At 67.0% G+C, this 14,149-nt stretch carries 13 protein-coding genes; 8 read left to right on the top strand and 5 right to left on the bottom strand.

Annotated features, from left to right (window positions below):
• Positions 1-25: 25 nt before the first annotated feature.
• Complete coding sequence (locus ACFWAY_RS06000) at positions 26-1,096, bottom strand: LLM class flavin-dependent oxidoreductase (RefSeq protein ID WP_378510121.1); 1,071 nt, start codon at positions 1,094-1,096, stop codon at positions 26-28.
• A gap of 1 nt (position 1,097) precedes the next feature.
• Positions 1,098-2,396 (bottom strand): O-acetylhomoserine aminocarboxypropyltransferase/cysteine synthase family protein, encoded by a 1,299-nt coding sequence (locus ACFWAY_RS05995; RefSeq protein ID WP_378453660.1) that lies wholly within the window; start codon positions 2,394-2,396, stop codon positions 1,098-1,100.
• Positions 2,397-2,587: 191 nt separating this feature from the next.
• On the opposite strand from ACFWAY_RS05995, the gene ACFWAY_RS05990 reads away from it, so the two are divergent.
• The 8 genes from ACFWAY_RS05990 (at position 2,588) to ACFWAY_RS05955 (ending at position 11,366) form a co-directional block, all read left to right on the top strand.
• Entirely contained in the window at positions 2,588-3,286 is a 699-nt protein-coding gene (locus ACFWAY_RS05990; RefSeq protein WP_378453659.1) for an alpha/beta hydrolase, read from the top strand.
• 53 nt (positions 3,287-3,339) lie between these two features.
• A complete protein-coding gene (locus ACFWAY_RS05985) occupies positions 3,340-4,704 on the top strand; it encodes an aminotransferase class I/II-fold pyridoxal phosphate-dependent enzyme (RefSeq protein ID WP_378510120.1) in 1,365 nt (454 codons plus the stop codon).
• A gap of 150 nt (positions 4,705-4,854) precedes the next feature.
• Positions 4,855-6,246: an LLM class flavin-dependent oxidoreductase gene (locus tag ACFWAY_RS05980; protein ID WP_378510119.1), complete on the top strand. Its 1,392-nt coding sequence runs from the start codon at positions 4,855-4,857 to the stop codon at positions 6,244-6,246.
• Between the two features lie 34 nt (positions 6,247-6,280).
• Entirely contained in the window at positions 6,281-7,804 is a 1,524-nt protein-coding gene (locus tag ACFWAY_RS05975; protein WP_378510118.1) for an ABC transporter substrate-binding protein, read from the top strand.
• Entirely contained in the window at positions 7,801-8,826 is a 1,026-nt protein-coding gene (locus ACFWAY_RS05970) for an ABC transporter permease (protein ID WP_378510117.1), read from the top strand. The genes ACFWAY_RS05975 and ACFWAY_RS05970 overlap by 4 nt, the downstream gene beginning before the upstream one ends.
• Positions 8,827-8,832: 6 nt before the next feature.
• Positions 8,833-9,690, top strand: a complete 858-nt coding sequence (locus ACFWAY_RS05965; protein WP_378510116.1) for an ABC transporter permease — start codon at positions 8,833-8,835, stop codon at positions 9,688-9,690.
• A complete protein-coding gene (locus ACFWAY_RS05960; protein WP_378510115.1) occupies positions 9,680-10,546 on the top strand; it encodes an ABC transporter ATP-binding protein in 867 nt (288 codons plus the stop codon). The genes ACFWAY_RS05965 and ACFWAY_RS05960 overlap by 11 nt, the downstream gene beginning before the upstream one ends.
• Entirely contained in the window at positions 10,539-11,366 is an 828-nt protein-coding gene (locus tag ACFWAY_RS05955) for an ABC transporter ATP-binding protein (RefSeq protein ID WP_378510114.1), read from the top strand. The genes ACFWAY_RS05960 and ACFWAY_RS05955 overlap by 8 nt, the downstream gene beginning before the upstream one ends.
• 39 nt (positions 11,367-11,405) lie before the next feature.
• Here the strand turns inward: ACFWAY_RS05955 and ACFWAY_RS05950 are convergent, their stop codons facing one another.
• The 3 genes from ACFWAY_RS05950 to ACFWAY_RS05940 are packed head-to-tail and all read right to left on the bottom strand — an operon-like array spanning position 11,406 to position 13,960.
• Positions 11,406-12,068 carry a methionine ABC transporter permease gene (locus tag ACFWAY_RS05950; RefSeq protein WP_095870357.1) on the bottom strand — a complete coding sequence of 221 codons (663 nt, stop codon included), beginning with the start codon at positions 12,066-12,068 and terminating at the stop codon, positions 11,406-11,408.
• Positions 12,065-13,087: a methionine ABC transporter ATP-binding protein gene (locus ACFWAY_RS05945; protein WP_378510113.1), complete on the bottom strand. Its 1,023-nt coding sequence runs from the start codon at positions 13,085-13,087 to the stop codon at positions 12,065-12,067. The genes ACFWAY_RS05950 and ACFWAY_RS05945 overlap by 4 nt, the downstream gene beginning before the upstream one ends.
• On the bottom strand, positions 13,088-13,960 hold the full coding sequence (locus tag ACFWAY_RS05940; protein WP_378510112.1) for a MetQ/NlpA family ABC transporter substrate-binding protein: 873 nt from the start codon (positions 13,958-13,960) through the stop codon (positions 13,088-13,090).
• Between the last annotated feature and the right edge of the window lie 189 nt (positions 13,961-14,149).

Genomic DNA, 14,149 nt, shown 5'->3' with positions numbered 1-14,149 from the left:
CAAGGCTTGCGCGCGTGAGTAATTGTCAACCGCCCGCGGTTAACAAGTACTCACGGGCGGGGACGAGCGGGAAGACCTGCGCGGCGATGCGCTCGAGTTCCTCGTGCGCGGGGGAGCACTGGATGAGCAGCAGGGTGAGACCGGCGTCCTGGTAGGCGCGGATCTTCTCGGCGACCTGTTCCGGTGTGCCGACGAGGTCGGGGCGCAGTCCACGCGTGCCGACGGAGTATTCGCGCTTGGACAGTTCGACGTCGAGTTCGGAGTTCTTCACGAACTCCTCGAACGACGCATACCCGGGCGAATGCGGATCGACGGTGGTGATGCGTTCGAGTTCGGCACGGGCTTCGGCTTCGGTGTCGCGCACGATGATGTACGTCGACATGCCGAATTCGGCTATGTCCCGCTGGTGGATTCGCTGCGACCTGGCGTTCATGTCCGCGATCTTCGTGCGCACCTCGTCGACGGTGCCGCCGTGCAGCACGTACGAGTCGGCGAAGGTCGCGATCGATTCACGGCCGCTCTCGCTCTCACCGCCGGCGAAGACCGGGGGATGGATGCCGGGTTTCGGCGACAGGATCGAGTCGCGCACGCTGAAGTGCTCGCCCTGGTAGGTGAATGGTGTGTGTTCCCACAGTCCACGGAGAACGTCGACGAATTCGGTGGCCTGCCGGTATCGGTCGTCGTGCCGGGTGAAGGCCCCGCCGTACTGCCGGGCTTCCTCCTCCCACCACGCGGCGACGACGTTGAGCGCGAACCGCGCCGCGCCGGCATCGGTTGTTCCGGCGATGTCGGTGATCGTCGCCGATTCCTTCGCGGTGACCGCCGGCAGGTGGAATCCGGGTCGCACCGCCGTCATCACTCGGAGCTGTTCGGTGACCGCGAGGATCGCCGACGACAGCGACCACGCCTCGAGGCTGGGCGCGTCGACGCCCTTGCGGTCGTTGAGATAGAGCTCGGGCACGAGGGTGGTGTGGTATCCGAGCCGATCGGCGAGCTGTGAGAGCTTCTTGACGTAGTCCCAGGTGGCGGGCATCCCTTCATCGCCGAGGTTGCGCAGGAAGCCGCCGTAGATGGGCGTCCAGTAGCCGAAGTGCATGTCATTCCTCCGTGATGGCGTCGAGCGAAGCACGCAGATCGTCGACGAGGTCTTCCAGGTTTTCCAGTCCGATCGACAATCGGACGGTGCGGTAGCCGAATCCGGCGTCGCGGAGTTGCGTGTCGCCGAGATGGCTGTGCGTGGTGGTGGCGGGGTGCACTACCAGCGAACGGGCGTCGCCGATGTTGGCGACGATCGAGAACAGTTGCAGCGAGTCGATGAACTTCGCCACCTTCGAGTCGTCGACGGCGAGATCGAACGAGAAGACCGAGCCGGCGCCTCGCGGCAGGTACCGCTGGGCGGCGTCGTGCCACCGGTTGTCCGGCAGTCCGGGGTAGTTGACCTTGGCGACCGCGGGATGACCGTCGAGAAATTGTGCGATCGCCAGTGCCGAGCCGACTTGCCGTTCCAGTCGCAGGTCCAGCGTCTCCAATCCCTGAAGCAGCTGGAACGAATTGAACGGGGACAGTGCGGGACCGAGATCGTGGACGATCTTCGTCTTCGCGTAGACGAGGTAGGCGCTCCGTTCGCGGCCGAACTCCTCCCACAGCACGAGGTCGCCGATGCGCGGGTAGGGCTCGGTGAACTGGGTCCACCGCTGCGGTTCCGCGCCGAAGTCGAACGTGCCGAGGTCCACGATCACACCACCCAGCGACGTCCCGTGCCCACCGATGAACTTGGTGGCCGAGTACACGGTGATGTCGGCTCCGAAGTCCTTCGGGCGGAGCAGATACGAGGTGGCGATCGTGTTGTCGACGATCAGCGGGACCCCCACCTGGTGCGCGATGTCGGCCACGGCCCGGACGTCGAGCACGGAGGCGACGGGGTTGCCGATCGTCTCGGCGAAGAAGGCCCGGGTCTCGGGACGCGCGGCCGCACGCCAGGCGTCGAGGTCGTCCTGATCGACGAGCGTGACCTCGATCCCGAAGTCCGCGAAGGTGTCCGTGAGGAGATCGACGGTTCCCCCGTACAGCTGCCGAGCCGCGACGATGTGCTGTCCGGACTTGGCGAGGGTGAGCAGGGCGACCGCGACGGCGGACTGTCCGGATCCCGTGGCCAGGGCGGCGACACCGCCGTCGAGATCGGCGAGACGCTGCTCGAACACGGCCTGGGTGGGGTTCCCGGTGCGGCTGTACAGGTTTCCCTTCCGGCGGAGTGCGAAGATGTCCCGCGCCTGTTCGAAGCTGCCGAAGTCGTAGGCAACCGATTGGTAGATCGGGGGGATCGCGGTGTTCTGCGTCGTTCCGGGTTGATAGCCGGTGCGGACCTGCCGGGTCGCGAACCCTGTGGTCTCGGGCATCGGTGTGCCTGTCCCTTCGTCGGTATTTCTGAACGGGTGAATCACAAACGAATATGTTCGGAACAAAACACGAAGCGAGGCGAGAAGGCACGTGTTTTGTTCTGCTCGAGCTTTAGTCTTGTTCGACCTCGCGCGTGTGGGTCAGGGTGACGCAGTCAATCCTGCGAACAACACCCCGAATGAGGTAATCAGTGGACATCGACTGGCTGGAACCCGAAGCGACTGTGCGTGGCTCGGTGATCGTCGTCGCCGGCCGCGGTGAGCGTGCTCACGTGTATCGCCGGTTCGCCCGCCGGATCGCCTTCGATGGTTACCGTGTCGCGGTGGTGGAGAACGATCCCGCGGCGACCGCTCGGGTGATCGCAGATGCCGAGACCGCTCTCCCTCTCACCGTCGTCGGATCGGACAGTGGCGCCCTGACCGCCCTCGACCTCGCCTCGACGCATCCGGCCGTGTCCGGGGTCGTGGCAGCGGGACTACTCGTCGCCGGCGCCGACGCCTTCACCGGAGAGTGGGACGGCGAACTCGAGGTCCGTTCCGCGTGTCCCGTGCATCGGGGGGTCCTGTCCTCGGCCGACGCTCTCGAGCGGGGAACGCTCGGTGCGGAGACACCGGTGGCCACGGCGGATTCGCTGACTCACGTGCAGGTTCCCGTCCTCGTCGTGCACGGAGGCGCCGACGTCCTGAGCCCGGCAGCGGACGTCCTGGCCGTCACGTCCGCGTTGCCCGACGCCCGGGTCGTCGTCGTCCACGAGGGACTGCACGACATCCTCAACGACGTGTCCCACCGGTCGGTCGCCGCCGAGATCGTGCAGTTCCTCGAGCGCCTCCGCCTGCCCGGTACGCCCGACATCATCCTCCGCGAACCGGCAAGGGCACTCACGCAGTGACCCGGACGCGCGGGGCGCGGGGGCGGTAGTGGTTGTCGATCGAAGGGGTGTGGATGTCAGCGGTGCTGGAGACGGAGGCGATTGCCCCGGAGTGGTTGCTCGAGCGGATCGACGGCCGCACCGCGGAACTGGCCGATGCCGTCGCCGACCTCATCAGGTCGGGTGAGCTCAGCCCCGGCGATCGCCTGCCGACCGTCCGCGCACTCGCGAAATCGACCGACCTCAGTGTCGGTGCGATCGTCAGTGCCTGGGGCCGGCTGCAGGAACAAGGGTTCGTGCAGACCCGCCGTCGCGGCGGCACCGTCGTTCTCCCGCCGCTCGACAGCGTGCCCGAGCGCGGCATACCCGACTGGCGTGGCGTCGACCTGGCGCAGAATGCACCCGACCTGGCGCTGCAGCCGTCCCTGTCCGACGCTTTGTTGTCCAGCCTGGACGCCGAGACGCTGAATGTGTTCGGCCGCGAACTGATGACCGAGCGGTTGAGGAACGCCGTCGCCCCGGGGTGGCCGTTCGAACCGGAGGCCTGGGCTACGGCGGGCGGTGGAACCGAGGCGTTGTTGCTGGCCGTCGAGGCGGCAGCCCCACCCGGCTCCATGGTGGCCGTTGACGAGCCCCTGGGCCCCGGCGTTCTCGACACCCTCCGCGACCTGGGGTTGGATGCCGTCGGCGTCGGCGCAGATCGCGACGGCCCCCGGCCGGACGCTCTCGACGCGGCACTCTCGGCCGGTGCGGTGGCCTTCGTGTTCCAGCCCGGTGCGCCGTTCGCGGTCGACCATGCGGTCAGTGCGAGGCGCACGAGGGAACTCGCCGAGGTGCTGCGACGGCATCCGGCGGCGTGGGTCGTCGAGGACGACTCGATCGGACCGCTCGAACCGCAGCAGCCTCCCTCTCTGGGATCTGAACTGCCACAGCGGGTCGTCCGGATCCGCAGTTATTGCAAGGCATATGGGATAGACGTGCGGACCTCCGTTCTCGGCGGGTCCCGCGAGCTGGTCGAGAAGGCCATGAAGGTGCGCAGTCACGGCGTGGGCTCGAACAGCAGAATCCTGCAGAACACTCTCGCCCACCTGATCGGCAGCGCCGATGCCGAGCAGGCGGTCACCGCAGCGCACGAGCGCTACGTCGCCAGGCGCACATCGCTGCTGGAGGCCCTGATCGACCGCGGCATCGAGGCCTCCGCGGGCCCGCACAGTCTGGTCGTGTGGGTCACGGTGTCGGACGAGACCGCGGCCCTCGTCGCGCTGGCGCGGCAGGGCATCTCCGTGGGGGCCGGTTCCCGCTCGTTCGTGCAGGCACCCGCGCGGCAACTCCTGCGCTTGTCGGCCACCCAATTGCCCGACGATCCGGACCTGATCGGGCAACTCGCCGACGTCGTCGCGGTGGCCGTCGCGGAGTCGTCGCGCGAGTTCTTCGACTGATCGTGCTTTGTTCGGCAGCCCTGCGGGACATACGAAATATGTTTTGAAACATCGAGAATTTAATACTCTGCACGCGCCTGTTTGCTCCATACACTTCAACGCGGCGTGCCGAGGCAGGTGCCTGACGGCGGACGACGAAGGAGCGAGAACATGACGAGACGGCAACTGAAATTGGGAGCTGTCCTCACCCCCACGGGTGGGCCCGGGCACCCGTACACCTGGCTGGACCCGGAAATTCCCGCCGACGCGAGCGTCGACATCGACTGGTACATCCGCTACGCGCGGCTGGCCGAGCAGGCGCGGTTCGACCTCGTGTTCATCGTCGACAGCCAGTTCATCACCCCCGACTCGCCCCCGCACTACCTGAACCGGCTCGAGCCGCTGACGTTGCTGTCGGCGCTCGCGGTGGCCACCGAACATATAGGGCTCGTCGGGACGCTGACCACGTCGTTCAATCAGCCGTTCAACCTCGCGCGACGGTTCGCGTCTCTCGACCTGATCAGCCGCGGCCGTGCCGGCTGGAACGTGGTCACCAGTGGCGACTCGGGTACCGCCGGAAACTACGGCCTCGAGGAGCATTACGACTACGCCACCCGCTACGGCCGGGCACTCGAACACGTCGAGGTCGTCAAGGCGCTGTGGGACTCGTACGAGGACGACGCGTTTCCGCGCGACCGGGAGGCCCGCCGCTTCCTCGACCCGGACAGGCTGCACACCCTGGACCACCGTGGTGAGCACTTCTCGGTGGTGGGCCCGCTCAACATCGAACGCTCGCGGCAGGGGCAGCCGGTGATCTTCCAGGCCGGTGACTCCGACCAGGGCCGCGACCTCGGAGCTCGTATCGCCGACGGGATCTTCACGCACGCGCCGAGTTTCGAAGCGGGAGCGGCGTTCTACGCCGACATCAAGACCCGCGCCGCGGCCTACGGGCGCGCTCCCGAGGACATCGTGATCCTGCCAGGCGTCACCGTCACCGTGGGCGACACCGACGCCGACGCGCGCGAGATCGAGCGCGCAACCCAGCTGGCGGACAACGACTTCGGAAAGTCCCTCCGGGAACTTGGCCGGCCCTTCGGCTGGCACGACTTCCGGCAGTACGACCTCGACGCACCGTTCCCCACCGAGGCACTGCAGCACGCCGAGCGCAGCTTCTACACGCAGGCCAAGAAGATCGCCGACCTCGCCGCCGACCGCGGGCTGACACTGCGGCAGACGGTCGAGGCCCTCAGCGCGCCGAAGACGTCGCCGTTCACGGGTAGCGCCGAGACCGTCGCGAACGAACTGCAGCGCTGGCTGGACGGCCACGCCCTCGACGGCATCAACATCCACATCGGCCACCCGGCGCAGTTCCAGCGCTTCGTCGACGAGGTGCTGCCGATCCTGCGTGAGCGTGGCGTCGTCCGGGAGGACTACGAGCAGAACACGTTGCGCGGCAACCTCGGCCTGCCCTTCGCGGAGAACCGCTACACCCGGGCGCGGCGTGAGGGAATCGACCCCGCCCCGCTGCCCGGCACCACCGCATCGCTGTCCGCGAGCGTCTGAATCACCACCCCCTTTGCATGGTCAGGAGCACCCAGTGAGCAAGAAGAGCCGGCGGATCGCCGGCGCCGTAATACTCGGAGTGATCGTCGGGCTCGTTGCCACCGCGTGCGGCGGTGGCAGCAGCTCGGACGGCGCCGAGGTCAAGTGGGCGTTCAGCCTCCCCACCTCCTGGGATCCGGTGACGAGCCGGACAGGGAACGACATCAACACGATCAGCCTCGCGTACGCGTCGCTGACCCGGCTCGACGCCGAGGGCAACGTCGAGCCGTCGCTCGCCGAGAGCTGGAAGTACAACGCCGACGGCACCGCCGTGACGTTCACTCTGCGTGACGGTCTGACGTTCTCCGACGGGACCACCCTCGACGCCCAGGCGGTGAAGGCGTTCTTCGACCGCGGCAAGACCCAGGACGACTCGTTCCTCCGCGATCAGCTCGCCGGGGTCACCGAGGTCACGGCCGACAGCGCCACCGACGTCACGCTGCACCTGGCCGACGCCGACTACCAGATCCCCTACCTGGTCGCCGGGCGTACCGGGGCCATCGCCAGCCCGACCGCGGCCGCCGACCCGCAGAAGCTCAGTGTGTGGCCGGTCGGTGCCGGTCCCTTCACGATCACCGACTTCGTCGCCGAGGACCACGCGTACTTCGAGAAGAACCCGAACTACTGGGACGCCGACAACATCCACATCGACCACTTCGAACTCAGCGTTGCCCCGGACCCGGCCACACTCGTCGCCGGTGTCCAGTCCGGCTCCATCGACTTCGCGACACTGCCGGCCCTGCAGTCCAAGGAAGCCGAGGCCGCCGGTCTCGATGTCACCGTGAAGCCGTCGCTGGCCGCGAACGACATCTCCATCAACCTGAACAAGGCCCCGTTCGACAATCCGAAGGTCGTCGAGGCGTTCCGGTACGCATTCGACCGCCAGGCGTTCGTCGACGTCATCACGAACGGGTTGGGTAGCACGACGAGCCAGCCGTTCCCCGACGGGTATCTCGCCTTCAACCCGGAGGTCGAGAAGCTCTGGAACTACGACCCCGACAAGGCATCTCGACTCCTCACCGAGGCGGGATACGGACCCGGGCAGTTGTCGATCGAGGTCACCGCCCAATCGGCGGCCACCAACCGGGCGGAGCTCGTGCAGGCGCAGCTGAAGAAGGTCGGCGTCGAGTCCACCATCAAGGTGGTCCCGCCGGGATCGTCGACGTGGCAGAGCGAGGTCTACATCGCGAAGAACCCGCAGCTGGCGACGGACGGCACCATCGGGCGTGAATCCCCGGTGCAGAACCTGCTCGCCGTCTACGGTCCGGAAGGCATCATGAACCTCAGCGGACCGCACGCGTCGCCGGAGTTCTCCGCCGCGCTCGATGTCGTGCGTCGCACGCCCCTCGAGGACCCTGAGTACAAGCCGCGGCTGTGGCAGGCCGTCAAGGTCGGTGTCGAGCAGTCACCGACGAACTACCTCTTCAGCAATCCGTGGATCATCGTGTCCAACCCGGACCTGAAGAACCTGAACATCCTGCCGTCCCAGGTTCGGTGGGAAGGCGTCACTGTCTCGTGACCACCGCAGAGGTCCAGGCCGCCGGCACCGGGAGAACATTCGCTCTCCCGGTGCCGGCGGGTGCGCTCGGCACGGCGCTGCGGGTCGTGCTGAGCACCGTGCTGATCGTGGTCCCGGTCTTCCTGTTCTCCACCCTGATCACCTTCCTGCTCGGGGCGGCCAGCGGGCTGAATCCGGCCGCCGGGATCGCCGGCGACGCCGCGACCCCGGAGACGATCGCCCGCATCAACGCCGAATTCGGGCTGGACAAGCCGGTCTGGCAGCAGTACATCGACTGGATGTCGAGCATGCTGAGCGGCGACCTCGGTGTCTCGTGGTTCAGCAAGATCCCGGTCAGCGAGTTGATCGGCGAGCGGCTCGCCGTCAGCGCCTCGATCGCGGGTGTCGCTCTGCTCATCGGACTCGTCCTCGGCGTCGGACTCGGGGTGTTCGCCGCCGTCTACAAGGGCAGCCTGCTCGACCGGCTGATCACCGCCTACACGTCGGTGGCCTCGACGCTGCCGCCGTTCGTCATCTCGATCGGACTGATCCTCGTCCTCAGCGTCGGGTTGCACTGGCTGCCGTCGGCCGGGTACGTCCCGCCGGACGAGGACTTCGGCCGCTGGCTGTCGCTGATCATCATGCCGGCGATCGCGTTGAGCATGGACGTCGTCGCCGACATCGCGCGACAACTCCGCACCGGACTGGTCGCGGAGCTGGATCAGAACTACGTCACCGGCGCGGTGGTCCGGGGCATCAGTCCGACCCGGATCCTGTTCGTGCACACGCTGCGTAACGGCAGCGGTCCCGCGCTGTCCATCCTGGGTATGAAGATCCCCACGCTCATCGGCGGCGCCGTCGTGATGGAGACCATGTTCTCCATGCCCGGCTTCGGTCGCCTCGCCGCCGACTCCGCGCTGCGCGGAGACGTTCCCATCGTCCAGGGAACGCTCGTCGTGGCGATCGTGTTCGTGCTGTTCTGCAACATCGTCGTCAACATCGCCCAGAGCGCCTTGCAGCCGGCAACCAAGCGGAGAGACTGAAATTCCATGTTCACAGCAATCCTGCGCTATCACTCCGCTCGCGCCGCGGTGGTCGTTCTCGGGCTGATCGTGGTGCTCGCGGTGTTCGGGCCCGCCCTCGCGCCGTTCGACCCGCTCGAGCAGGACACGTCGGAAATCCTGCAGGGCCCGAGTGGAACTCACTGGCTCGGGACGGACAACGTCGGACGGGACGTGTTCAGCCGGCTGCTGGCGGGTTCGACCGTGTCGGTGCTGTCCGCCCTGCAATGCGTCGTGGTCGGATTCCTCCTCGGCGTGATCCCGGGCTTCCTGTCGGTGTACCTCGGGCGCGGCGTGGAATGGTTCACCCTCCGGTTGATGGATGCACTCATCACGCTGCCGTTCCTGGTGTTCGCCGTCGCGATGACCGCGCTGCTCGGAAACGGGCTGGCGCAGGCCATGTTCGCGGTCGGCATCCTCATCGCACCCGCGTTCTACCGGGTCACTCGTGCCGCGGCACTGACCGTGGCCAACTCCCAGTACGTCGAGGCCGCCGAACTGATGGGGGCCGACACGTCCTGGATCATCCGTCGTCACGCGGTGCGCAAGGTGCTGCCGGCGGTGGGGGTGACGTTCGCGGCGATGACCGGAGCCAGCCTCGTCATCGTGTCTTCGCTGACGTTCCTCGGGATCGGCGTCGTTCCGCCGGACCCGACCTGGGGCGGGCTCCTCGCCAGCGGATTGCAGTACCTGTACCAGGTTCCGTTCGGCCCCGTCGTGCCCGCCCTGTTGATCGTGGCCACAGTATGGGCACTCAACGCCATCGCCGACGCGCTGCGGGATGCGACCGGTCAACCCCATCGACGCGCCCGCAGGAAACAGGAGGTCACCTCGGATGTCCACTGACACATTGGATGCCACGTCGGCACCCGCAACCACGCCCCCCGGCAGGCCGGTGCTCACCGTGAGCGATCTGCGCATCGCACTCGACGACGGAACCGAACTGGTCCACGGCGTCGACTTCTCCCTCGCGCGCGGCGAAGCCCTCGGGATCGTCGGCGAATCGGGAAGCGGCAAGTCGCTGACCTGCCGCGCCATCCTCGGAATCCTGCCCGGCGGAATCGACGTCACCGCCGGCTCGATCGACTTCGACAGCATCGAACTCACCGACCTCGGTCGCAAACACTGGCGGCCACTGCGGGGAACCCGTATCTCCGCGGTGTTCCAGGACCCCGCCTCCTATCTCAACCCGTCCATCCGGGTCGGTGAACAACTGGCCGAGGCACTCCGGTCGACCCTCGGGCTGTCCCGCGCGGACGCGCGGCGGCGCGGCGTCGAACTGTTCCGGAAGATGGGGCTGAACGACGCCGACACCGTGTACCGCCAATACCCGCACGAACTGTCCGGGGGAATGCTCCAGCGGGTGCTCATCGCGATCGCAGTGTCCGCGGAACCGGAACTCCTCATCGCGGACGAGGCGACGACCGCCCTCGACGTCACCGTTCAGGCCGAGGTGCTCGACCTCCTCGAGGACCTGCGCGACGAACTGGGCCTCGCACTCGTCCTCGTCTCGCACGACCTCGCCGTGGTGGCCCAGATCTGCGACAGCGTGATCGTGATGCGGGACGGCGCCGTCGTCGAGTCCGGGCGTGCGGAGGACCTGCTCACCGCACCCCGGCACGAGTACACCCGCCTGCTCGTCGAGAACCATCGGGAGTACGGGCTCGAGTCGTTCATCGGGAAGGAGGCGACTCGTGTCTGAACCGTTGCTGCGCATGACCGACGTCCGGGTGGAGCGTGGGCCCCGTGGGGCCCGCAAGCAGATCCTGCACGGCGTCGACCTGACCATCGATGCCGGCGAGAAGGTGGGACTCATCGGTGAAAGCGGTTCCGGGAAAACGACACTCGCCCGCACGATTCTCGGCCTGATCCCTCCCACGTCCGGATCGATCGAGATCCGCGGGCAGCGCGTCGACGACCTGTCCACGGCGCACCGCAGGGCGCACCGCCGCACGGGGACCGTGCAATACGTGTTCCAGGATCCGCTGCTGAGCCTCGATCCGGACATTCCGGTGGGCGAGTCGATCGCCGAGGGGCTGCTCGTGCGGGGCGGACTCGACCGCGATGTCGTGCGGTCGCGGGTCGCAGACGTACTGAGCAGTGTCGGACTCGACGCCGACATCGCGGCGCGGATTCCCGCCGAATTGTCCGGTGGGCAGCGCCAGCGGATCGCGATCGCGAGGGCCCTCATCCTGGATCCGGCGCTGTTGCTGCTCGACGAACCGGTCAGCGCCCTCGACTCGGTCAACCGCATCCAGATCCTGAAACTGCTCACCGAACTCGGGCACTCACGGCAACTCGCTCAGCTGTTCATCTCGCACGACCTGGGGGCGGTGGCGGCGCTGGTCGACCGGATCGTCGTGCTGTACCGCGGCAACATCGTCGAGGACGGGCCCACCCACCAGGTGATCTCCGATCCTCAGCACCCCTACACCGCGCTCCTCGTCGGATCGGCTCCCACGTTGAGCGGCGGCGCCGTGACGCGGGAACGTCGCCGCGAACTGAGGCTCCGCCTCCCGTGAGTACTTGTTAACCGCGGGCGGTTAACAAGTACTCACGGCTCAGCGGCGCAGCGCCTTTCGCGCCAGCCAGTTGCCGAAGAACTGGGAGGCCTGGACGAGCAGGATGATGACGAGGGTGGCGACGAGGGTCACCTGCCAGTTGAAGCGCTGGTAGCCGTAGACGATGGCGAAGTCGCCGAGGCCGCCGCCGCCGATAGTTCCCGCCATCGCGGACATGTCGACGATGCCGATGAGGACGAAGGTGTAACCGAGAATCAACGGACCCAGGGCTTCCGGGATCAGCAGGGTGACGATGATCCGCAGGGGTCCCACGCCCATCGCGCGGGCAGCCTCGATCACGCCGGGATCGACGGTCACGAGATTCTGTTCCACGATGCGCGCGATGGCGAACGACGACGCGATGATCATCACGAAGATCGCGGCCTCGGTTCCGATGGTCCGGCCCACCACGGCAAGGGTTACGGGCCCCAGTGCGGCGAGCAGGATGATGAACGGAATCGGCCGCACGATGTTCACCAGGATGTTCAGCACCGTGTAGGCGGCCGTGTTCTGGAGAATCCCGCCCTTCCTCGTGGCGTACAGCAGCGTCCCCACCACGAGCCCGATCAGTCCACCGACCACCAGTGTGATGACCACCATGTAGATGGTGGTGCCGATGGATTCGAACAATACGGGGCGCAGTTTGTCCCAGTTCGTGGTCATGCCGGTACTTCCTCGACGTCGGTGACGGTCCGCAACCGGCGGATCACGTCGTCGACGCCGTCGTCCGGACCGACGAGTTCGAGCGTGAGGCTGCCGAACGAGCGGTCCTGCAGGGTGGTGATGCCGCCGTAGACGATCTCGAACCGGACGCCGTGCCCTCCCGCGTCGGAGAGAACGTCGCCGATCCGGCTGCCGTCCCGCACGTCGGCGGTGACGATCCGGCCCCCGAAACGCGCCCGCAGCCGTTCCAGGTCGGCGGGCTCCGGGCGGTTGCGCAGGATCGTGCTCACGAAACTCTTCGACGCCGGCGCCTGTGGTTCCGAGAAGACGTCGAACACCGTGCCCAGTTCCACGACACGACCCTCCGCGAGCACGGCGACACGATCCGCGACGGCCCGGACGACGTCCATCTCGTGCGTGATCACCACGATCGTGACCCCGAGTTCCCGGTTCACCTTGCGGAGCAGACGGAGTACGTCCTGGGTGGTCTCCGGGTCAAGGGCGCTGGTGGACTCGTCGGCGAGCAGCAGGCCCGGCGACGTCGCGAGCGCGCGGGCGATCCCGACCCTCTGCTTCTGCCCGCCGGACAGCTGGTCGGGGTAGGACCGCGCCTTGTCGGAGAGGCCCACGAACGCGAGCAGTTCGGCGACGCGTTCGCGGCGCTTCTGCCGTGGCCACCCGGCCACGACGAGGGGGTAGGCCACGTTCCCGGCGACGGTCCGGGAGCGGAACAGGTTGAACTGCTGGAAGATCATCCCGATCTTCGCGCGCACGTGCCGGAGTTTCGATTCCGACAGCGCGGTGATGTCGACGTCGTCGACCACAATGCGCCCACTCGTCGGGCGTTCCAGGCCGTTGATAAGACGAACAAGCGTGCTCTTCCCGGCCCCCGAGTAGCCGATGACCCCGAAGATCTCACCTCTCTCGATGGTGAGATCGACGGTGTCGACGGCGGTGAGTGTCTTCTTTCCGGACTGGAAGGTTTTCGTGACGGATTCGAATCGGACGATCGGTGTCATCTACTCGGCCGAACGAATTCCCTCTTCGACCCGCGACAGGATCTGCTGCAGTTGGGCGCCGTCCCGTTCCACCTCGACCGACGTTCCCTTCGACTCCTCGCGCACGGCGGCCTGGATCTCGGGGTCGTGCCAGATCTTCACGAGTTCGAGGTACGTCGCGTTGTCCTTGTCCTCGGCGCGGGTGACGAACACGTTGATGTACGGCTCGGCGGCGGGGCTCGACGGGTCGTCCTTGTAGAGAGCGGATTCGGGGTCGATGCCCGAACGCTCGAGGAAGGTGTTGTTGACGATCGCACCGTCGACGGATGCGAGCGACAACGCCGTCTGGGCGGCGTCGACCGGGGTCACCTTCACCTTGGACGCACCCGTGTCGATGTCGGCGGGCGTGGGGGACGGGGTGTCGCCGGTCAGCGTGAGCAGGCCGGCGCCCTTCAGCACGAACAGGGCACGAGCCTGGTTGCTGGGGTCGTTGGGGATCGCGATCTCGCCGCCCTGCGGTATGTCGGCCAGGCTCTGGTGCTTCTGCGAGTACAGGCCGAGCGGCACGATCTGGGTGGCGCCGATCGGGGTGAGGTCGTCGTCGGCGCCGGTGTTGTACTCGCCGAGGAACTGCAGGTGCTGGAAGAGGTTCGCGTCGATCTGCCCCTGCGACAGGGCGGTGTTCGGCTGCGAGTAGTCGGAGAAGTTCACGACGTCGAGCGTGATACCCGCGTCCTTTGCCTTGTCCTCGAAGATCTCCCACGAGCGGTCGCTGGCCTCGGTGGTTCCGATCCGGACCGTGTCGCCGTCGGCGCCGCCGGATCCACCGGAGCACGCTGTCAGTGCCGCCAGGAGAGGAACGGCAGCAAGGGCGAGAGAACGGCTGAACTTCACGGAAAATCCCCACGATCGATCGGATGACCACGGAGTGTGGCCACCGGTAAGGTAGCCCGTCCGGGCTCGGTGCGGAAGGGTTTGGATCACCCTGATTCGAAGGGCATTGTCTCGACTTCCGTTCCTGCCCTGCAGTATTCGACCGGAACCACCGAGTGCTCTAGGGTGGCGGGGTAAGCATGCGAGAGG

The organism is Rhodococcus sp. NPDC059968 (genome assembly GCF_042738615.1).
Taxonomy (GTDB): domain Bacteria; phylum Actinomycetota; class Actinomycetes; order Mycobacteriales; family Mycobacteriaceae; genus Rhodococcus_F.
This window is presented reverse-complemented; position numbering and strand designations above follow the sequence as displayed.